Genomic DNA, 19,718 nt, shown 5'->3' on the forward strand with positions numbered 1-19,718 from the left:
GGTTACATGATGAGAGAAGCTAGCATCAAACGTACAACAAATGAGACGGATATTTCACTTGCAATAGCCATTGATGGAGAAGGAAAAGCGGGAATTGACACAGGTGTCCCGTTTTTAAACCACATGCTTGATTTATTTACGAAGCACGGTCAGTTCAATTTAGATGTAAAAGCTATTGGAGACATTGAGATCGATGATCACCACACAACAGAAGACATTGGTATCTGCTTAGGGCATGCATTTAAAGAAGCACTTGGTGATAAGAAAGGTATTAAGCGCTACGGCAATGCATTTGTTCCAATGGATGATGCGTTGGCACAAGTGGTAGTTGATTTAAGTAATCGACCTCATTTTGAATTTAAAGGCGATATTCCAGCATCACGTGTGGGTACTTTTGATACGGAGCTTGTATACGAATTTTTATGGAAATTTGCGCTTGAATCACGTATGAATCTTCATGTTATCGTTCACTATGGTCAAAATACACACCACATCATCGAAGCGGTATTCAAAGCCTTGGCGAGAGCATTAGATGAAGCAACAACGGTTGATCCTCGCGTCAAAGGAGTACCATCAACGAAGGGGATGTTGTAAATGATTGGTATTATTGACTATGGCATGGGGAATTTGTATAGCGTAAGCAAAGCGCTTGAACGTTTAGACTATGACTATTTTATTTCATCTGAGCCAAGCGAACTGCGTAAGGCAAAAGGCTATATTCTACCTGGGGTTGGCTCATTTAAAGATGCGATGGAACAGCTGAATGAAACCAATCTTACAGCTTTTATAAAAGAAGAAGTGGAAAGCGGTAAGCCACTTTTAGGTATCTGCTTAGGAATGCAGCTTTTGTTTGAGGAAAGTGATGAGAATGGTAAGACGACGGGCCTTGGGTTTTTAAAAGGACGTGTTGAACTGCTGCCTGGAGTGACGCCAGAAGGTGAAGCTTATAAAGTGCCTCATATGGGTTGGAACTCGTTACATATGCATGTAAACTCACCTCTGTTAGCGGGCATTGAAGAAGGCCACGTATACTTCGTGCACTCTTATTACGTAAAGACAGATGATCAAGATGTGCTTCTAGCAACAAGCTCATATGATGTTGCCGTTCCAGCAGTTGTAGGGAAGGAAAATGTATTTGGTACGCAGTTCCACCCGGAAAAAAGCAGTGAAATTGGCATGAAGATTTTACAAAACTACGCAAACTTTGTAGAAGGAAGAGGTTGAACTCATGAGTAATTTTTCAATTTATCCAGCAATCGATATGCGCGGCGGAAAGTGTGTTCGCCTTTTGCAAGGAGACTATGATAAAGAAACGGTATACGGAGATTCACCAGTCGATATGGCAGCACAATTTGCTGGTGAAGGTGCGAAGTGGATTCACATGGTGGACTTAGACGGTGCCAAAGCAGCAAAGCGAGTAAATAATGAGTTTGTTCTTGAAGTTAAGAAAAAGCTTGGGGTCAATGTACAAATTGGTGGCGGAATTCGTTCAGAAGAAGACGTAGCGTATTACTTAGAAAACGGAATTGACCGAGTAATCTTAGGAAGCGCAGCGATTTCTAATCCTGAATTTGTCAAAAAGATGCTTCGTCAATACGGTGAAAAAATTGCGATTGGTATTGACGCGCGCGATGGCTACGTAGCAACGGAAGGCTGGCTTGAAACGTCAACAGTAAAAGCAACGGAGCTTGGAAAAGAGCTTGCCGAAGCAGGTGCTGAAACGTTTATCTTCACGGACATTTCAACGGATGGTATGCTTTCAGGACCAAATGTTGAAGGTATTGTCAGCATGGCAAAAGCAACAGGTAAAAGCGTCATCGCATCGGGCGGCGTAAGTAAATTAGCTGATTTAAAAGCACTACAAGCGTATGAAAAAGACGGCGTGATTGGTGCGATTGTTGGAAAAGCACTCTACACAAATCAATTTACGGTAAGCCAGGCGCTTGAAGAGGTGACATCATGATTACGAAGCGTATTATTCCTTGCTTAGACGTAAAGGAAGGGCGCGTTGTAAAAGGTGTTCAGTTTGTGGAGCTAAAAGACGCTGGTGATCCTGTAGAATTAGCGAAATTTTATGATGAAGAAGGCGCTGATGAGCTTGTTTTCTTAGATATTTCAGCATCTCATGAAGGTCGTAAAACCATGGTTCACGTAGTAGAAGAAGTGGCAGCACAGCTGGCTATTCCGTTTACAGTAGGTGGAGGAATCAATGCGGTTGAGGATATGAAACGAATGCTGCGAGCAGGTGCAGATAAAGTGTCGTTAAACACAGCTGCTGTCTTAAATCCAGATCTTATTACGGAAGGGTCAAACTTCTTTGGAGCACAGTGCATTGTAGTAGCTATTGATGCAAAATATGATGAAGAATTAGGCTCTTGGCGCGTATACACGCACGGTGGACGCAACGCAACAGGATGGGAAGTTGTTGCTTGGGCGCAAGAAGTTGTCAAACGCGGTGCCGGTGAGATCTTGTTAACAAGTATGGATCAAGACGGTGCCAAGTCCGGCTTTAACCTAGCATTAACAAAAGCCGTAAGTGAAGCGGTAAGTATCCCTGTTATTGCTTCAGGAGGCGCAGGAAATGGTCAAGACTTTGTGGACGTATTTACGGAAGGAAAAGCAGACGCAGGCTTAGCGGCATCTATTTTTCACTATAAAGAAACGTCTGTTAAAGAAATTAAAACCTATGCAAAACAACGAGGAGTGAGCATTCGATGAAGATTGAAAACGTTAAATTCAATGAAGACGGATTAGTTCCAGCAATTGTGCAGGACGCGGTTAGTAAAGAAGTGCTGACTCTAGCCTATATGAATGAAGAATCGTTAAAAAAGTCAGTTGAAACAAAAGAAACGTGGTTTTTTAGCCGCTCTCGCCAAGAGCTTTGGCACAAGGGAGCTACATCTGGAAATACACAGCGAATTGTCGCAATGACGTATGATTGCGATGCGGATTCTATTGTTGTAAAAGTAAATCCAAACGGACCTGCTTGTCATACAGGTGCATACAGCTGCTTTAATGAAAACTTGCTAGAGGACGAAAGTGCATCTCCTCAATCAGGGCGTTTTGATATTATTAATGAATTGGAATCAGTAATTGCTAAGCGCGAAGCAGAAATGCCAGAAGGAGCGTACACAACCTACTTATTTGACAAAGGTGTCGATAAAATCCTAAAAAAAGTCGGTGAGGAAGCAGGCGAAGTTATTATTGCTGCCAAAAACCGTGATCATGAAGAATTAAAATGGGAAGTAGCGGATTTGTTCTATCACGTATTGGTACTTCTTCGTGAGCAAAAGCTTCCGCTTGACGATGTCTTAGCGGTATTAAAAGAAAGACATTCGAAGTAATAAACAAAAGCTGGCCTTTGCGGTCAGTTTTTTTATTGACCAATATTTCTTTGGGTTCAGTAAAATACAGGTGTTACCGTAAGCTTTAAACTATGATATACTACCAACGTTGAAATCATGGACTTATCGGAGGACTTAATGAGAAAAAACTCAAAAGTGCACGAGAAGAAAGCAAAGGTAATTCCGTTTTTTAAAACGGGAGAAGAATATTTTGAAAAAGCACTTAAAGCCTATCAATATAAAGATTTATATAAAGCAAAACGATATCTTCAGAGAGCGTCAGAGTTAGACCGGGATGAGCCGTTAATTTTATATCAGTTAGCGACTATTTTAAATGATTTAGGTGAATATAAAGAATCAAACGAGCTGTTGCTTCATATTATCAACGATTTAGATTCTACAATGGTCAATTGTTATTATGTGATTGCTAATAATTTTGCGCATCTTGGATTATTTCAAGAAGCGTATAAATACGTTCAATGTTATTTGGAAGAAGATGTAACTGGCGAGTTGTTAGAGGAAGCGGAAGAGCTGGAAGACCTGCTTTCCATTGATTTAGAATCAGACGAAGAATATGAGGAAGATGCGCTGATTTTAAAGCAAGAACAGGCAAAACAGTTGCTTCAAGATGCACAGTTTGAAAAAGCGATTCAGCTATTAGAAGAAATCATTCGAGACTATCCTGAATTTTGGTCAGCGTACAATAATTTAGCGTTAGCTCATTTTTATCTTAATGAAACAGATAAAGCAATTGGTTTATTAGATGAAGTGTTAGAAAAAAATCCTGGGAACTTACATGCTTTGTGTAATCAATTAGTGTTTCACTATTACGGGCATAACCAGAACGTCGTGAATTATTTGATTCAACAGCTAAGCTGCGTATATCCTTTATCTCTGGAGCATCAATATAAATTAGGATCAACGTTTGCTCTTGTCGGGGAATACAAGTTAGCATATGGGTGGTTAAAGAGTTTATATAAAAAAGGATTTCAAGCAGACTCGTCTTTTCATTATTGGCTTTCTTATGCTGCTTATCATGTGGGGTTTGAGCAGTTTGCTAAAGATATATGGAAAGACGTTGGTGATTCGGGTTCAATGGTGAAGTTAGAAGCGCCTTGGCAATTTAATGAGAAGAACAATCGTCGTTTCTATTCTGAAATCGATGTTGTCGCTCAAGAAAAATGTGAAAGCACACATATTCATGATCAGCTGTATAGCCTGTATATGGCTAAGAAGCTTCCTGATAAAGAACGGTTGCTTCTATTAGAAAAAATTAAGCCATCCATACATACAAGTTCATTACTTGATGAAGTATATACGTATGTATGGCAGAATAAGCAGCACATCATGTTTGAAATTGCAGATTTAATCCAAGCTGAAATTGAAGCTGAAGTAGAGGCAGCCGGTATCATTCAGTTTTGGTTTAACATATATGTAGAATTGAATAACATACAGGCTGCCGAATGGCACCATGTCAACGTAAATGGATGGGCATCTGCAGCGACTTACTGCTACCAGAAGCAAAAGCAACAAGCTGTTTCTCAGGAAAAGGTAGCTCAACTGTATAGTATTTCTTTATCAACGGTACGCAAATACGTCAAAATTGTAAATAACCTGCTGAAGTGAGCAAAAAAATAGACGATAGTGTCGTTAGCGTATTAGGATAAAATTAATTAAAAATATATGAATAGATTCCTAAAAGGAGTGTTACTCAATGACAGAAGAAAAAATTTATGATGTCATTATTATCGGAGCCGGCCCAGCAGGAATGACTGCTGCTGTATATACGTCTCGTGCGGATTTATCAACATTAATGATTGAGCGCGGAATCCCTGGTGGCCAAATGGCAAATACGGAAGACGTAGAAAATTACCCTGGCTATGACCATATTCTAGGTCCAGATCTTTCAAATAAAATGTTTGAACATGCGAAGAAATTCGGTGCTGAGTATGCATATGGGGACATTAAAGAAATTATTGAAGGCGAAGAGTATAAGACTGTTGTAGCTGGTAAAAAAGAATATAAAGCGCGTGCTATTATTATTGCAACAGGTGCAGAGTATAAAAAACTAGGTGTTCCTGGTGAAAAAGAATTAGGAGGACGCGGCGTTTCTTACTGTGCAGTATGTGACGGAGCTTTCTTTAAAGGAAAAGAGCTTGTTGTTGTTGGTGGAGGGGACTCTGCTGTTGAGGAGGGTGTGTACTTAACGCGCTTTGCAACAAAAGTAACGATTGTTCACCGTCGTGAGGAACTTCGTGCTCAAAAAATCTTACAACAGCGTGCATTTGATAATGAGAAAGTAGACTTTATCTGGAATCACACTGTAAAAGAAGTGAATGAAAAAGACGGTAAAGTAGGTAGCGTAACGCTTGTTAATACACAAACTGGTGAAGAACAGGAATTCGGAGCAGATGGCGTGTTCATTTATATCGGTATGGTTCCTTTAACAAAGCCGTTTGAAGGCTTAAACATCACCAATGCAGAAGGCTATATTGAAACGAATGAACAAATGGAAACACGTGTCCCAGGAATCTTTGCTGCTGGTGACGTTCGTGAAAAAGCACTTCGTCAAATCGTTACAGCAACGGGAGATGGAAGTATTGCTGCTCAAGCGGCTCAACATTATATTGAAGAACTGAAAGAAAAGTTAAAAGCCGTTAACTAATTTGTTACGTATATCTTTACAAAAAGTTATTCTGTTTTAAAGTTTTTGTAACGTACGTGAAATGTTTATGGGGTACTATATAAGTAGTAATTGACCCCCTTTTATAAAATAGTAACTTTGACGGGCGTAGGACTTGTTCCTAGGCCTTTTTTTTTGGACTATTTTTTGTACCATCGACATATATTTTCAGAAAATTTAGTATTAAGTAAGTGTCTTCGTTGTGAGGGCTGTTTGTTTCGTAGTATAATGATAGACAGAAAAGTGAAGAGAAGAAGAGGTGGAAAGATGCAACGAGTTACGAATTGTGTATTAGTGAAAGACGGAAAAGTACTATTACTTCAAAAGCCAAGGCGAAATTGGTGGGTAGCTCCCGGTGGGAAAATGGAACAAGGAGAATCAGTAAAGGATTCCGTTGTTCGAGAATTTCGTGAAGAAACAGGCATCTACCTGAAGAATCCAACGGTAAAAGGTATTTTTACGTTTACAATGAAAGAAAATGATAAAATTGCGTCAGAGTGGATGATGTTTACTTTTTTTGCTACCGACTTTGATGGAACAAATGTGCTAGAATCAGAAGAAGGAAAGCTTGGTTGGCATAACTTAAATGATGTTAGTGAATTACCAATGGCACCAGGAGACCATCATATTATTGATTATGTGGCAAAAGGTTCTGGTGTAATCTACGGTAATTTTACATACACGACTGACTTTGAGTTATTGTCTTATCGAATCGATCCTTGCTAACTATTTGGTTAGATAAACAATGAAAAAATTCGGTTTTAATAGGGGGTAAACAAATGAGTACTGGATCTGTAAGCGATATTCAATTGGTTATTATTACTGGAATGTCAGGTGCAGGAAAAACGGTGGCAATTCAAAGTTTTGAAGATTTAGGTTTTTTTTGTGTGGACAATCTTCCCCCAACGCTATTGCCTAAGTTCCTTGAACTTATGAAAGAATCTGGAAATAAAATGAACAAAGTAGCGCTTGTTATGGATTTGCGAGGGCGAGAATTCTTTGATAGCTTATTTGAAGCCTTAGATAATATGAGTGAAACGACATGGGTTATGCCTCAAATTCTCTTTTTGGATGCAAAAGACTCTGTGCTCGTAACAAGATATAAAGAAACAAGGCGTTCACATCCTCTTGCTCCTTCTGGATTACCTTTAGAAGGTATTAGTATGGAACGTGAGCTATTAGAGGAATTAAAAGGACGTGCCCAGTTAATTTATGAAACATCTGACTTAAAACCAAGAGAGTTACGTGAGAAAATTCTTACGCAGTTTGCTTCACATGCTTCACCTGTTTTTACAGTGAACGTTATGTCATTTGGGTTTAAGTATGGGGTGCCAATCGATGCTGATCTTGTTTTTGATGTTCGCTTCTTGCCAAACCCGCACTACATTGATCATATGAGGCCGAAAACAGGTCTTGAAGAAGAAGTTTCTTCCTACGTGTTGAAATGGACCGAAACGCAGAAGTTTGTTGAAAAGGTGCTTGATCTTTTAACATTTATGCTGCCGCAGTATAAGCGTGAAGGGAAAAGTCAGCTTGTCATTGCGATTGGTTGTACGGGTGGGCAACATCGCTCAGTCACTTTGGCTGAACATATCGGTCATCATTTTGAAAAAGACTATAAAACACATATTTCTCATCGAGACATCGAGAAGAGGAAGGAAAAATATAGATGAATAGTGAACAGCTTGCAAAAGTCGTTGTCATTGGAGGAGGAACAGGATTACCTGTATTATTAAGAGGGTTGAAAGAATATCCTCTTGATATTACAGCAATTGTAACGGTTGCTGACGACGGCGGAAGTTCTGGGAGGCTTCGAGATGAGCTAGAGATTCCGGCTCCTGGTGATATTCGAAATGTGTTAGCCGCATTATCTGATGTTGAACCGTTGGTAGAAGAGCTGTTTCAACATCGCTTTGAAACTGGAAATGAATTGATTGGTCACTCACTGGGGAATTTGCTTTTAGCCGCAATGACATCTATTACAGGTGATTTTGTGCATGCGATTCGTGAGATGAGCAAAGTGTTAAATGTTCGTGGTAAAGTATTACCTTCTGCTAATCGTAGCGTAGTGCTACATGCAGAAATGGAAGACGGAGTAATTGTCACAGGAGAGTCTAAGATTCCGGAGTATGGAAAAAGAATTAAGCGCGTATTTTTATCTCCAAAAGATATTAAGCCTTCTGCTGAAGCGTTAAAAGCAATTCGCAAAGCTGACTTAATTATATTAGGTCCAGGTAGCTTATATACAAGCATCCTGCCTAATTTACTTGTTCCGGATATTCGAGATGAGCTATGTACGACAAAAGCGAGAAAAGTATATGTATGTAATGTGATGACCCAGCAAGGGGAAACATTAGGTTTTAAAGCAAGTGATCACGTAAAGGCTCTGTATGATCATATGCCTTGTGCGTTTTTAGACGCAATTATTGTAAATAATGCGCCAATTCCTGCACCGTTAAAGAAGCGCTATGAGGTTGAACAAGCACAGCCTGTGGAATACGACCGAGAAGTGCTGACTGAATTAGGACTAGAAGTGTTGGAAGAACAGATTATTCAATATGACGGTAGTGTTATTCGTCACGATACGAAAAAAGTGGCACGCCTTATCTTTAATATGTTGGCGTAAACGTCAATTTCCGCAACTTACTACGACAACAGAATGGAGGTGGGAAAGGTGTCGTTTGCTTCAGAAACAAAAAAAGAACTTACTAATTTAGAAGTGAAAGATTGCTGCGCAAAAGCAGAACTTTCAGCTTTAATTCGAATGAACGGGTCGTTGGCATTTTCTAATCGTAACTTAACAGTGGACGTACAAACAGAAAATGCAGCCATCGCCAGAAGAATTTATGTACTTCTAAAGAAATCGTATAACGTAACGGTGGAGCTGTTGGTGCGTAAAAAAATGAGGTTGAAAAAGAACAATGTTTACATTGTTCGTCTGGTGGAAAAAGCTCGTTTTTTACTGGAGGATTTAAAAATTTTAAATGAAGGCTTCACATTTACTCATAACATTTCAGAAGAGCTTGTCAAAAAGAAGTGTTGTAAGCGTTCATATTTGAGGGGAGCTTTCTTAGCTGGAGGATCAATTAATAATCCAGAAACATCCTCTTATCATCTAGAGATTTTTTCTCTCTATAGAGAGCACAATGATGCCCTTTGTGAGTTAATGAATACATTTGGCTTAAACAGTAAAACGCTTGAGCGTAAAAAAGGGTATATCAATTACTTAAAAGAAGCAGAGAAAATCACGGAATTCTTAAGTATTGTTGGAGCACATAGCGCTTTATTACGTTTTGAAGACGTTCGTATTGTACGAGATATGCGAAACTCTGTTAATCGACTCGTCAATTGTGAAACAGCGAACTTAAACAAGACCATCGGTGCAGCGATTCGGCAGGTGGAAAATATTCGTTATATTCAAGAGACAGTTGGGCTCGAAGTATTGCCTGAGAAGCTTCGTGAAATTGCTCGTTTACGAGTAGAATACCAAGACGTAACGCTAAAAGAACTAGGGGAAATGGTATCCGGCGGACAAATTAGCAAGTCTGGAATTAATCATCGTCTACGCAAGATAGATGAAATTGCCGATAAATTGCGTGCTGGACAACCAGTTACGTAAAGCAAGGGACATGGGAGGAGAACATAATGGAAAAACAAGTAGAAATTAAATTGAGAACAGGCCTTCAAGCACGAGTAGCAGCCATGTTTGTTCAAGAAGCTAACCGTTTTACATCGGATGTGTTTTTAAAGAAAGATGAAAAAGTAGTAAACGCTAAGAGCATTATGGGGTTAATGAGCTTAGCGTTAAATCGTGGTACCGTTATCACTCTGATTGCTGAAGGTAGTGACGAAGAAGAAGCTATCCAAGCGCTTTCTTCTTATGTAGAAAATGATGCATAAAAAAACCGTTCCCAATTGGGAACGGCTTCTTATTACTTCGGATCGTTTGTTAAAATTTTATCAATTAATCCGTATTCAAGAGCACGCTCAGCAGTCATGAAGTTATCACGATCTGTATCGCGTTGAAGAACTTCTAGTGGTTGACCAGTGCGCTCAGCTAAAATGTGATTTAATTTCTCACGTAAGAAAAGAATGCGTTTAGCAGCAATCTCAATCTCTGTTGCTTGACCTTGCGCTCCACCTAAAGGTTGGTGAATCATTACTTCACTATTTGGTAACGCAAAACGTTTGCCTTTTTCACCTGCAGCAAGTAAAAAAGCACCCATTGAAGCAGCCATTCCGATACAAATTGTTGATACTTTTGGCTTGATAAACTGCATTGTATCGTAAATTGCCATACCTGCTGTAATTGATCCACCAGGACTGTTAATATAAAGTGAAATATCTTTTTCTGGGTCTTCTGCTGCTAAAAATAGAAGTTGTGATACAATTGAGTTTGCAACGTTATCATCAATTGCACTTCCAAGCATAATGATACGGTCTTTTAACAGCCGTGAATAAATGTCGTATGCACGCTCACCGCGGTTTGTTTGTTCAATAACTGTAGGAATTAGATTCATATAAAATTCCTCCTTAACAAGAATAATTTGTTATGTACCTTATAATACATGTAAGGTCAATAAAGGTCAAACAAAAGACCTGCTCTTTACACATATTCGCTTTTTCTGGTATGTATTCCTTTTCTGTACTTTATAAATTTTTCCCGATTGCTCCAAAAATAAACCTTGTATACTTGAAAAGATTGGTTTTCTTTCCTATAATGAAAGCAGTCATCATAGGAATAATGATTTATTTTATGCCCTCGTAGTGTAGTGGATAGCACAAGAGATTCCGGTTCTCTTAGGGTGGGTTCGAATCCTGTCGAGGGCGTCTAAAAACGTTGCAAACTTGCAGCGCTTTTTTTATTTGTTCTGTAAAAACTGTATATTTTATGTGTGGATAGGCCTAATAATTCGTAAGTTAATTCGTTTGTCATGGTTGCCAATTTTGGCAGAATGCTATAAAACAAGTATATAAGGAAAAGTAAAACTAAGGAGGAAAAATTGTGAAATCCCTTAATAAGTTTTTTATTGTAAGTGCATCTCTTGCGTTATTGCTTTCCGCATGTGGATCGAATGAAGAAGCAGCAACACAAGAAAAGTCTCAGCAAGTGCAACAAGCAAATGAAAAAACAGTTTCAGAGGAGCAGTCTGACAGTAAAGAGTCTCAGACGAACAAAGAGTCAGAGGAGACTGAAAGCAATGACGTAGAGTCAAAAGGCGAAGCAACACTAGATAAAGAAGAGCCGGCAGTCGAAGAAAAGACAAGTAAAGAGGCAACGGAAAGGCCTTTAACCGAGTCACCTGAAGATAGAGAACAAGCAGAAGTAACGAAGCCAACAGAAGAACAAAATGATGCTGCATCAAACGAAAAGTCAGCTGAAGAGCAGCCAGAAGAAAATTCTGAAGTTCAGGACAAAGAATTAGTCCAAAGCGATAATCAAGAGTATGCAATTAAAGTACTTGAAGGCTACGAACTAGCTGGGGAAGAGCCTGGTCGTGATACGGTAATGTATAAAGAGGATGGCTCTCAATTTATGCGTATTGAGCTTCTATCAGATGTTTCGGAAAAACAAGCAGTAGAAGTAGTAAAGCAAACAGCAATGGCAGTGGACCCGAACGCTGTACAAAAAGCAAGCGTTCCTGCAGAAGGAAAGATTGCCAATGCAGAGTGGTATGAAGCAGAGTCTAATGATATGAGTGTACAAGTTATTGTAACGAAAGGAACAAAACCTGTTAAGATTACGATTTTTGCTAAATCAGCTGAACAAACAGATAAATTTATTGAAATGGCGAACACGATTCAATAAACCGTTGGAAAGGGCTACGAAACATTCGTAGCCTTTTCTATTTCAATATATTTCTCCTTCTAGTTCGTTGCTAAGTAATAAGGTTCAAAGTAGAATAAACAGTGGGAGGGAGAAACAATGGAGGTAGGTTTATTTCAACAGCAGTCTTTAAAGCTTTCCATGTCGAAAGAGTTATCGCAGGCAATTTCTCTTTTACAATATTCATCGTTGGATATTGCATCATTTATACAAGAGCAAGCGATGCAAAATCCGCTTATCGATTTTGGTGATGCCCCGTTAGTTACAAGTAGGCCTTCAGTTTATAAGCAGAACGCTAATGATGATAAAGACTTACTAAACTCAATTGCTTCTAAGCAAGAAACATTGACAGAGCACTTGCTAGGTCAAATTGTGTTTTTGGAATTAACCACTAAGGAACACGACATCATTTGCTATATGATTGAGAACTTGGATGAGCATGGATATCTGAAGGAGGACTTAATGCTTGTAGCACAAGCATGCAGTTGTAATTTAGAAGAAGTGGAAATGGTGTTAAATTCTCTTCAACAGTTAGATCCTATAGGGGTAGGGGCAAGAAATCTTCAGGAATGTTTACTGATCCAGCTAGAGCAAAGCGGGCAGCTTTCTGATGAGTTAGAAATAATTTTGACAGAATATTTTCAAGAGTTTGCGTATAAAAAGTGGAGTAAAATTTCAAAAGAGTGCAGTATATCACTGGAGCAAGTTCAAAAATACCATGATCAAATTAAGCGTTTGAACCCTCGGCCAGGATTACTATATGCCACTCAAGCAGAGCGCTTTATTATTCCGGACTATATTATAAAGAAAGAGGGCTATGAGCTAGTAGCTTACGCCAATGAAGAGTTAGATTTTCGGTTATCAGTTAACGATGCATATAGACAAAGCTTAATGCTCCAAGATAACCACGCGGTTAAGCCGTATTTGCAGGAAAAGTACCGAGAGTTTCAATGGATTTTAAAAGGGCTCCAGACTCGAAAGCAGACGCTAAACGCAATTGTTCATGGACTACTAGAAAAACAGCAAAGATTCTTTCAACATGGGCCATCTTTTTTACAGCCGTTAACGATGAAAGAACTAGCAGACTATATTAACGTCCACGAGTCAACAGTGAGCCGAGCGACAACTCATAAGTATATTCAAACACCTTTTGGAACATTTTCTATGAAGTCGTTTTTTACAGCAAGTTTAAAGCTGGGTACCACTGAAGAAACGTCCGTTATGACGGTAAAAGAGCTTATTAAACAGTTAGTGGAAAAAGAAGATAAAAAGAAGCCGCTATCTGATCAGCAGCTCACCAACCAGTTATTAACAGAGCATGATGTGAAAATATCAAGAAGAACGGTAGCTAAATACCGGGAACAGCTAAACATTGCTTCATCTAACCAAAGAAAAGTTTACGTATAACTCTATTAAAAAGAAGGTGATGTCGATGCAGGTTGTTTTGTATACAAGAAAAACATGCCCTTTATGTGAAGAGGTTAAAGATATGTTAACTGCCTTACAGCATGACCTTAACTTTAGTGTGATTGAAAAGGATATTTACTCAGATGAACGTTTATTAGAACAATTTCATCTTATGATTCCGGTTATAGAAATCGATGGTGAGGTTGTTATGTATGGGAAAATTCAAAGAGAAAATATAAGAAAGCGTTTACTTTATAAAAACGCCATCAGATGAGTTGAATAAAGGATTCACTCCTGTTAGAATGAAACATGTAACAGGGTGAATTTTTTTTGCGTGGGTGGGACAAAATATGTCTATATGGGACTTATGTTGTCCAACAAGCTTGCACCTTAAGGAGATTTAAACATGCGTTCATTAATAGAAGTACAACGAAAATTATTGCCTGAACTTCTATCTGTTATGCAAAAGCGATATCAAATCTTGCAGTACATACGCTTAATGCAACCGATCGGTAGACGCAACTTAGCTGTTAGCTTAGGGTTAACAGAGCGTGTGTTACGCAGTGAGGTTACATTTCTGAAAGAGCAAGATTTAATTGATGTGCAGACAACTGGAATGACACTTACGACAGAAGGTGAGCTACTGCTACACGATTTAGAAGTCGTAATGAAAGAAGTTTCCGGACTTCGATTATTGGAAACAACATTAAAAGAGGCCTTTTCTTTAGCAGAAGTCGTTGTTGTTTCTGGAGATAGCGATTCTTCACTTTTTGTTAAAAACGAAATGGGTAGAGCTGCTGTGTCGTGCATCAAAGAGCGCCTTGTTGATTCCAAAAAGATTGTTGCTGTTACAGGTGGTACAACGCTTGCCGCTGTTGCCAATATGATGACACCCGAAATTAAGCACCCTGATGTTCTATTTGTGCCAGCTCGTGGTGGACTTGGTGAAAATGTTCAAAACCAAGCGAACACTATTTGCGCAAAAATGGCTGAAAAATCGATGGGTCAGTATCGTCTTCTTCATGTCCCAGACCAGCTAAGTGACGAAGCCTATAAGTCAATTGTAGGGGAACCTTCCATTCGGGAGATGATTCAATTAATTAAGTCAGCAAGTATGGTTGTTCATGGAATAGGAGACGCTATGACAATGGCGGAGCGTCGAAGGACATCTTCTGAAGACTTAGAAAAAGTCAAAAAAGGACATGCTGTTGGTGAAGCTTTTGGATATTACTTCAATCAAAAGGGAGAAGTTGTTCATAAAGTGAAAACAGTTGGCATACAACTCGATGATTTAAAGAACAATAAATGTGTCATCGCGGTAGCAGGTGGTTCTTCGAAGGCAAAGGCAATTCGAGCATTTATGCAACAAGCACATCATTCGATCCTGATTACAGATGAAGGTGCTGCAAAAGAGTTAGTAAGGGATTTTAATTAATCCCTGATTATAAAAAATACTTTTTACATTCAAGGAGGAAATACCCATGGTAGTAAAAATTGGTATTAACGGATTTGGTCGTATCGGCCGTAACGTATTCCGCGCAGCTTTAAAAAACGATAACGTTGAGGTAGTAGCAATTAACGACTTAACTGACGCTAACATGCTTGCTCATCTTTTAAAATATGATTCTGTACACGGTAAATTAGATGCAGAAGTAGTAGTAGATGGCAACAACTTAGTAGTAAACGGTAAAACAATCGAAATCTCTGCTGAGCGTGACCCAGCTCAATTATCTTGGGGCAAACAAGGCGTAGATATCGTTGTTGAATCTACTGGATTCTTCACAAAACGCGCTGACGCTGCAAAACACTTAGAAGCAGGAGCTAAAAAAGTAATCATCTCTGCTCCAGCAAGCGATGAAGACATCACAATCGTAATGGGTGTTAACGAAGACAAATACGATGCAGCTAACCACAACGTAATTTCAAATGCTTCTTGTACAACTAACTGCTTAGCGCCATTCGCTAAAGTGTTAAACGACAAGTTCGGCCTTAAACGTGGAATGATGACAACGGTTCACTCTTACACAAATGACCAACAAATCTTAGACTTACCACATAAAGATTACCGTCGTGCTCGTGCAGCTGCTGAGAACATCATCCCAACTTCAACTGGTGCTGCTAAAGCTGTATCTCTAGTATTACCTGAATTAAAAGGTAAATTAAACGGTGGAGCTATGCGTGTTCCAACTCCAAACGTTTCTCTAGTAGACTTAGTTGCTGAGCTTGATAAAGAAGTAACTGTTGAAGATGTAAACAACGCTCTTAAAGAAGCTGCTGAAGGCGATCTTAAAGGGATCCTTGGCTATAGCGAAGAGCCATTAGTATCTGGTGACTACAACGGTAACATCAACTCTTCTACAATCGACGCATTATCTACAATGGTAATGGAAGGTAACATGGTAAAAGTTATCTCTTGGTACGATAACGAGAGCGGATACTCTAACCGTGTAGTAGACTTAGCTCAATACATCGCTGCTAAAGGACTATAAGAACAGCAAAATCGACTCTTTAGTCATAGCTAGATAGATATCCCATAGGACACTGCTTTGTTTTTATTGGATATCTCAAATGAGAAATACTATAATAAGACTTGCTAAGGAAGAGAGGGGCCCCCCCCCTCTTCCTTGATTTATGTATCGGCTTCTACAGCATAAACGTCATCTTGTTGCTAGTCGTGGCATTTTTCATATTGTAAGGCGCCAATATATGAAAGGTTACTACAGCTAGCTATATTGTGATTTACATAGAAGCCTAATCGCTTAGTACCCCATAATACTTAAGGAGGCCTTTTGACGATGAATAAAAAAACGTTGAGAGACATCGATGTAAAAGGAAAGCGAGTATTTTGTCGCGTAGACTTTAACGTACCAATGAAAGACGGAAAAGTAACAGATGAAACTCGTATTCGTGCAGCTCTTCCTACTATTCAACATCTAGTAGAACAAGGTGCAAAAGTAATTTTAGCTAGCCATCTTGGACGTCCAAAAGGCGAAGTAGTTGAAGAATTACGTTTAACTGCTGTTGCAGAGCGTTTACAAGCTCTTTTAGGTAAAGACGTAGCAAAAGCTGACGAAGCTTTTGGTGAAAACGTACAAAAAACAATCGACAGCATGAACGAAGGCGATGTTTTAGTACTTGAAAACGTACGTTTCTACCCAGGTGAAGAGAAAAATGATGCTGAATTAGCAAAAGCATTTGCTGAGTTAGCAGACGTTTACGTAAATGATGCATTTGGTGCAGCTCACCGTGCACATGCTTCAACTGAAGGAATTGCTCACCATATTCCAGCAGTAGCAGGTTTCTTAATGGAAAAAGAACTTGATGTGCTTTCTAAAGCATTATCAAACCCAGACCGTCCATTCACTGCAATTGTTGGTGGAGCAAAAGTTAAAGACAAAATCGATGTAATTGATAATCTGCTTGATAAAGTAGATAACTTAATCATCGGTGGAGGACTTTCTTACACATTTATTAAGGCACTAGGCCATGAAGTAGGTAAATCTCTTCTTGAAGAAGATAAGATTGATCTTGCAAAATCATTCATGGAAAAAGCGAAGAAAAACGGTGTTAACTTCTACATGCCAGTAGACGTGGTAGTAGCAGATGACTTCTCAAATGATGCAAACACTCAGACTGTATCAATTGAGAACATTCCAAGCGATTGGGAAGGCTTAGATGCGGGCCCAAAAACGCGTGAAATCTATGCTGACGTAATTAAAAACTCTAAGCTAGTGATCTGGAATGGACCAATGGGTGTATTTGAATTAGATACATTCGCTAACGGTACAAAAGCAGTAGCGGAAGCTTTAGCTGAAGCAACTGACACATACTCAGTAATCGGTGGAGGAGACTCTGCTGCAGCTGTTGAGAAATTCGGTTTAGCTGATAAAATGAGCCATATTTCTACAGGTGGCGGTGCGTCACTAGAGTTTATGGAAGGTAAAGAACTTCCAGGCGTAGTTGCTCTAAACGATAAGTAAGTTGAACGTAACAGTTCGATGGAGGACCGACCTGAAAACTGATGCTAAGAACGAACATCACAGAGAGTAACGAGTGGGACATGAAAGAGATAAAAAGAGTGTGGACCGACCTCTTTTGAACAGCACCCTCTTTTTAATCCAACGTGAGTGAAGGGAAACCAACAATAAACAAAGGACGGTGTTACACATGCGTAAACCAATCATTGCAGGAAACTGGAAAATGAACAAAGTACTTTCAGAAGCAACAAGCTTTGTTGAAGAAGTAAAGGGAGCAGTACCATCTCCTGAGAACGTAGAATCAGTAGTATGTGCTCCAGCATTATTCTTAGACCGCTTAGTACAAGCAACTAAAGGTACAGACTTAAAAGTTGGTGCACAAAACATGCACTTTGAAGAAAGCGGAGCATTCACTGGAGAAGTAAGCCCAGTTGCACTAGCTGATTTAGGCGTGAACTATGTAATCTTAGGTCACTCTGAGCGTCGCGAAATGTTCGCTGAAACTGACGAAACAGTAAATCAAAAAACAATCGCTTCATTCAAACATGGTTTAACACCCATCGTTTGTTGCGGTGAAACAAATGAAGAGTATGAGCAAGATCAAACAAAAACAGTTGTAGCTAACCAAGTACAAAAAGCGTTAGCAGGTTTAACTGACGAGCAAGCAAAACAAGTTGTTATTGCTTATGAGCCAATCTGGGCAATCGGTACAGGCAAATCTTCAACTGCAGAAGGTGCAAACGAAGTTTGTGCTTATATCCGTAGCGTAGTAGCAGAGCAATTCTCTCAAGACGTAGCAGATGCAGTTCGTATTCAATACGGCGGAAGCGTAAAGCCTGCTAACATCAAAGAATACATGTCTCAATCAGACATCGACGGTGCTTTAGTAGGTGGAGCAAGCTTAGAAGCTTCTTCATTCTTACAGCTTTTGGAGGCTGGTAAGTAATGAGTAAGAAACCAACAGCATTAATCATCTTAGATGGTTTTGCATTACGTGATGAAGAAAAAGGTAATGCAGTTAAACATGCAAAAAAACCAAACTTCGATCGTTACTGGAACGAGTTTCCACATGCGACACTTCAAGCATCAGGTGAAGCTGTAGGTCTACCAGAAGGCCAAATGGGTAACTCTGAAGTAGGACACTTAAATATCGGTGCAGGTCGTATTGTTTATCAAAGCTTAACACGCGTGAATGTAGCAATTCGCGAAGGTGAGTTTGAGAAAAACGAAACGCTTGTAGCTGCGGTGAAGCACGCAAAAGAAAAAGGTACAAGCCTTCATCTTTTCGGACTTTTATCGGACGGTGGTGTTCACAGTCACATCGAGCATTTATATGCTCTTCTTCGCTTAGCGAAAAAAGAAGGTCTAGAGAAAGTGTATATCCACGGTTTCTTAGATGGTCGTGACGTAGCACCTCAATCTGCCGAGCAGTATTTAAAAGAATTAAATGAAAAAATTGAAGAGTACGGCGTTGGGGAAATTGCAACACTTTCAGGACGTTACTACTCAATGGACCGTGACAAACGCTGGGAGCGCGTTGAAAAAGCTTATCGCGCAATGGTTTACGGTGAAGGTCCATCTTATACAAGCCCAGAAGAGTGCGTAAAAGACTCTTACGAAAACGGCGTATACGACGAATTCGTCTTACCTTCTGTTATTACAAAAGAAGACGGTTCACCAGTTGCGACAATCAAAGACGAAGATGCAGTTATTTTCTATAACTTCCGTCCTGATCGTGCGATTCAAATTTCAAATACGTTTGCAAACGAAGACTTCCGTTCATTTGATCGCGGTGAAAAACATCCGAAAAACTTACATTTCGTATGCTTAACTCACTTTAGTGAAACAGTTAACGGATATGTAGCTTTCAAGCCTGTTAACTTGGATAATACGCTTGGTGAAGTATTATCTCAAAACAACTTGAAGCAGCTTCGTATTGCAGAAACAGAAAAATACCCACACGTAACGTTCTTTATGAGCGGTGGACGTGAAGCAGAGTTTCCTGGTGAAAAGCGAATCTTAATCGATTCACCAAAAGTAGCAACATACGATTTAAAACCTGAGATGAGTGCTTATGAGGTGACGGACGCGTTGCTTGCAGAAATCGAAGGAGACAAGCAAGATGCTATTATTTTAAACTTTGCAAACCCAGATATGGTTGGACACTCTGGTATGTTAGAGCCAACAGTTAAAGCAATTGAGACAGTCGATGAATGCCTAGGTAAAATTGTGGATGCGATTTTAGCTAAAGGTGGTACAGCAATCATCACAGCAGACCATGGTAACTCTGATGAAGTTGTAACGCTTGAAGGTAACCCAATGACGGCTCATACAACAAATCCAGTTCCAGTTATCGTAACAAAGCAAGGCGTAGAGCTTCGTGAAGATGGTATTCTAGGTGACTTAGCTCCTACAATGCTTAACCTTTTAGATGTAGCTCAGCCAAAAGAAATGACAGGTAAAACATTAATTAAATAATT

The 19,718-nt window shown here is 39.4% G+C and carries 21 protein-coding genes and 1 tRNA gene; 21 read left to right on the plus strand and 1 reads right to left on the minus strand.

The genetic code is table 11. The annotated features are described in order from the left end of the window. The first annotated feature begins 6 nt into the window (after positions 1–6). From hisB to A2U94_RS09335, 12 genes are all read left to right on the plus strand, one after another. Positions 7–594, plus strand: a complete 588-nt coding sequence (hisB, locus tag A2U94_RS09280; protein WP_025907430.1) for an imidazoleglycerol-phosphate dehydratase HisB — start codon at positions 7–9, stop codon at positions 592–594. Beyond that, positions 595–1,224 (plus strand): imidazole glycerol phosphate synthase subunit HisH, encoded by a 630-nt coding sequence (hisH, locus tag A2U94_RS09285; RefSeq protein ID WP_025907432.1) that lies wholly within the window; start codon positions 595–597, stop codon positions 1,222–1,224. Between the two features lie 4 nt (positions 1,225–1,228). Further along, a complete protein-coding gene (hisA, locus tag A2U94_RS09290) occupies positions 1,229–1,963 on the plus strand; it encodes a 1-(5-phosphoribosyl)-5-[(5-phosphoribosylamino)methylideneamino]imidazole-4-carboxamide isomerase (RefSeq protein WP_025907434.1) in 735 nt (244 codons plus the stop codon). Further along, entirely contained in the window at positions 1,960–2,718 is a 759-nt protein-coding gene (hisF, locus tag A2U94_RS09295) for an imidazole glycerol phosphate synthase subunit HisF (RefSeq protein ID WP_025907436.1), read from the plus strand. The genes hisA and hisF overlap by 4 nt, the downstream gene beginning before the upstream one ends. Continuing rightward, the gene (gene hisIE / locus A2U94_RS09300; protein ID WP_025907439.1) at positions 2,715–3,344 is read left to right on the plus strand and encodes a bifunctional phosphoribosyl-AMP cyclohydrolase/phosphoribosyl-ATP diphosphatase HisIE; all 630 of its coding nucleotides are present in this window, start codon (positions 2,715–2,717) and stop codon (positions 3,342–3,344) included. The genes hisF and hisIE overlap by 4 nt, the downstream gene beginning before the upstream one ends. Before the next feature lie 138 nt (positions 3,345–3,482). Beyond that, complete coding sequence (locus A2U94_RS09305) at positions 3,483–4,970, plus strand: tetratricopeptide repeat protein (protein WP_025907440.1); 1,488 nt, start codon at positions 3,483–3,485, stop codon at positions 4,968–4,970. An 88-nt stretch (positions 4,971–5,058) separates the two neighbouring features. Next, positions 5,059–6,009, plus strand: coding sequence for a thioredoxin-disulfide reductase (gene trxB, locus A2U94_RS09310; RefSeq protein WP_025907441.1), 951 nt, complete (start codon positions 5,059–5,061; stop codon positions 6,007–6,009). A gap of 285 nt (positions 6,010–6,294) precedes the next feature. After that, positions 6,295–6,753, plus strand: coding sequence for an 8-oxo-dGTP diphosphatase (locus tag A2U94_RS09315; protein WP_025907442.1), 459 nt, complete (start codon positions 6,295–6,297; stop codon positions 6,751–6,753). A gap of 53 nt (positions 6,754–6,806) precedes the next feature. Beyond that, positions 6,807–7,700: an RNase adapter RapZ gene (rapZ, locus tag A2U94_RS09320; RefSeq protein ID WP_025907443.1), complete on the plus strand. Its 894-nt coding sequence runs from the start codon at positions 6,807–6,809 to the stop codon at positions 7,698–7,700. Next, entirely contained in the window at positions 7,697–8,653 is a 957-nt protein-coding gene (mgfK, locus tag A2U94_RS09325) for a gluconeogenesis morphogenetic factor MgfK (RefSeq protein ID WP_025907445.1), read from the plus strand. The genes rapZ and mgfK overlap by 4 nt, the downstream gene beginning before the upstream one ends. A gap of 48 nt (positions 8,654–8,701) precedes the next feature. Then, a complete protein-coding gene (gene whiA, locus A2U94_RS09330; protein ID WP_025907447.1) occupies positions 8,702–9,646 on the plus strand; it encodes a DNA-binding protein WhiA in 945 nt (314 codons plus the stop codon). Positions 9,647–9,669: 23 nt separating this feature from the next. Beyond that, complete coding sequence (locus tag A2U94_RS09335; protein ID WP_025907448.1) at positions 9,670–9,927, plus strand: HPr family phosphocarrier protein; 258 nt, start codon at positions 9,670–9,672, stop codon at positions 9,925–9,927. 32 nt (positions 9,928–9,959) lie between these two features. Here A2U94_RS09335 and clpP read toward each other — a convergent pair whose 3' ends face one another. After that, positions 9,960–10,547, minus strand: a complete 588-nt coding sequence (gene clpP / locus A2U94_RS09340) for an ATP-dependent Clp endopeptidase proteolytic subunit ClpP (protein ID WP_025907449.1) — start codon at positions 10,545–10,547, stop codon at positions 9,960–9,962. Positions 10,548–10,785: 238 nt separating this feature from the next. Here clpP and A2U94_RS09345 point away from each other — a divergent pair. The 9 genes from A2U94_RS09345 to gpmI all read left to right on the plus strand — a co-directional run bounded on the left by A2U94_RS09345 (position 10,786) and on the right by gpmI (position 19,716). Then, positions 10,786–10,857: transfer RNA gene (locus A2U94_RS09345), tRNA-Arg, on the plus strand. 175 nt (positions 10,858–11,032) lie between these two features. Next, positions 11,033–11,836, plus strand: coding sequence for a prolipoprotein diacylglyceryl transferase (locus A2U94_RS09350; RefSeq protein ID WP_025907451.1), 804 nt, complete (start codon positions 11,033–11,035; stop codon positions 11,834–11,836). 117 nt (positions 11,837–11,953) lie between these two features. Further along, positions 11,954–13,261 carry an RNA polymerase factor sigma-54 gene (rpoN, locus tag A2U94_RS09355; protein WP_025907453.1) on the plus strand — a complete coding sequence of 436 codons (1,308 nt, stop codon included), beginning with the start codon at positions 11,954–11,956 and terminating at the stop codon, positions 13,259–13,261. 25 nt (positions 13,262–13,286) lie between these two features. Then, the gene (locus A2U94_RS09360; protein WP_025907455.1) at positions 13,287–13,535 is read left to right on the plus strand and encodes a glutaredoxin family protein; all 249 of its coding nucleotides are present in this window, start codon (positions 13,287–13,289) and stop codon (positions 13,533–13,535) included. A gap of 132 nt (positions 13,536–13,667) precedes the next feature. Beyond that, positions 13,668–14,696 (plus strand): sugar-binding transcriptional regulator, encoded by a 1,029-nt coding sequence (locus A2U94_RS09365; RefSeq protein ID WP_025907456.1) that lies wholly within the window; start codon positions 13,668–13,670, stop codon positions 14,694–14,696. 46 nt (positions 14,697–14,742) lie between these two features. Continuing rightward, positions 14,743–15,750, plus strand: coding sequence for a type I glyceraldehyde-3-phosphate dehydrogenase (gap, locus tag A2U94_RS09370; protein WP_025907458.1), 1,008 nt, complete (start codon positions 14,743–14,745; stop codon positions 15,748–15,750). 306 nt (positions 15,751–16,056) lie between these two features. Continuing rightward, a complete protein-coding gene (locus A2U94_RS09375) occupies positions 16,057–17,241 on the plus strand; it encodes a phosphoglycerate kinase (RefSeq protein ID WP_025907460.1) in 1,185 nt (394 codons plus the stop codon). 187 nt (positions 17,242–17,428) lie between these two features. After that, entirely contained in the window at positions 17,429–18,184 is a 756-nt protein-coding gene (gene tpiA / locus A2U94_RS09380; protein ID WP_025907462.1) for a triose-phosphate isomerase, read from the plus strand. Then, entirely contained in the window at positions 18,184–19,716 is a 1,533-nt protein-coding gene (gene gpmI / locus A2U94_RS09385; protein ID WP_025907463.1) for a 2,3-bisphosphoglycerate-independent phosphoglycerate mutase, read from the plus strand. The genes tpiA and gpmI overlap by 1 nt, the downstream gene beginning before the upstream one ends. Positions 19,717–19,718 lie beyond the last annotated feature (2 nt).

Source organism: Bacillus sp. VT 712 (genome assembly GCF_001614195.1).
In the GTDB taxonomy this organism is placed as follows: Bacteria; Bacillota; Bacilli; order Bacillales; family Bacillaceae_H; genus Priestia; species Priestia flexa.

Bases quoted from the DNA above. Each gene is read 5' to 3' on its own strand.
- hisB (WP_025907430.1), top strand. From the start codon at position 7: ATGATGAGAGAAGCTAGCATCAAACGTACAACAAATGAGACGGATATT.
- hisH (WP_025907432.1), top strand. From the start codon at position 595: ATGATTGGTATTATTGACTATGGCATGGGGAATTTGTATAGCGTAAGC.
- hisA (WP_025907434.1), top strand. From the start codon at position 1,229: ATGAGTAATTTTTCAATTTATCCAGCAATCGATATGCGCGGCGGAAAG.
- hisF (WP_025907436.1), top strand. From the start codon at position 1,960: ATGATTACGAAGCGTATTATTCCTTGCTTAGACGTAAAGGAAGGGCGC.
- hisIE (WP_025907439.1), top strand. From the start codon at position 2,715: ATGAAGATTGAAAACGTTAAATTCAATGAAGACGGATTAGTTCCAGCA.
- A2U94_RS09305 (WP_025907440.1), top strand. From the start codon at position 3,483: ATGAGAAAAAACTCAAAAGTGCACGAGAAGAAAGCAAAGGTAATTCCG.
- trxB (WP_025907441.1), top strand. From the start codon at position 5,059: ATGACAGAAGAAAAAATTTATGATGTCATTATTATCGGAGCCGGCCCA.
- A2U94_RS09315 (WP_025907442.1), top strand. From the start codon at position 6,295: ATGCAACGAGTTACGAATTGTGTATTAGTGAAAGACGGAAAAGTACTA.
- rapZ (WP_025907443.1), top strand. From the start codon at position 6,807: ATGAGTACTGGATCTGTAAGCGATATTCAATTGGTTATTATTACTGGA.
- mgfK (WP_025907445.1), top strand. From the start codon at position 7,697: ATGAATAGTGAACAGCTTGCAAAAGTCGTTGTCATTGGAGGAGGAACA.
- clpP (WP_025907449.1), bottom strand. From the start codon at position 10,547: ATGAATCTAATTCCTACAGTTATTGAACAAACAAACCGCGGTGAGCGT.
- rpoN (WP_025907453.1), top strand. From the start codon at position 11,954: ATGGAGGTAGGTTTATTTCAACAGCAGTCTTTAAAGCTTTCCATGTCG.
- A2U94_RS09360 (WP_025907455.1), top strand. From the start codon at position 13,287: ATGCAGGTTGTTTTGTATACAAGAAAAACATGCCCTTTATGTGAAGAG.
- A2U94_RS09365 (WP_025907456.1), top strand. From the start codon at position 13,668: ATGCGTTCATTAATAGAAGTACAACGAAAATTATTGCCTGAACTTCTA.
- gap (WP_025907458.1), top strand. From the start codon at position 14,743: ATGGTAGTAAAAATTGGTATTAACGGATTTGGTCGTATCGGCCGTAAC.
- A2U94_RS09375 (WP_025907460.1), top strand. From the start codon at position 16,057: ATGAATAAAAAAACGTTGAGAGACATCGATGTAAAAGGAAAGCGAGTA.
- tpiA (WP_025907462.1), top strand. From the start codon at position 17,429: ATGCGTAAACCAATCATTGCAGGAAACTGGAAAATGAACAAAGTACTT.
- gpmI (WP_025907463.1), top strand. From the start codon at position 18,184: ATGAGTAAGAAACCAACAGCATTAATCATCTTAGATGGTTTTGCATTA.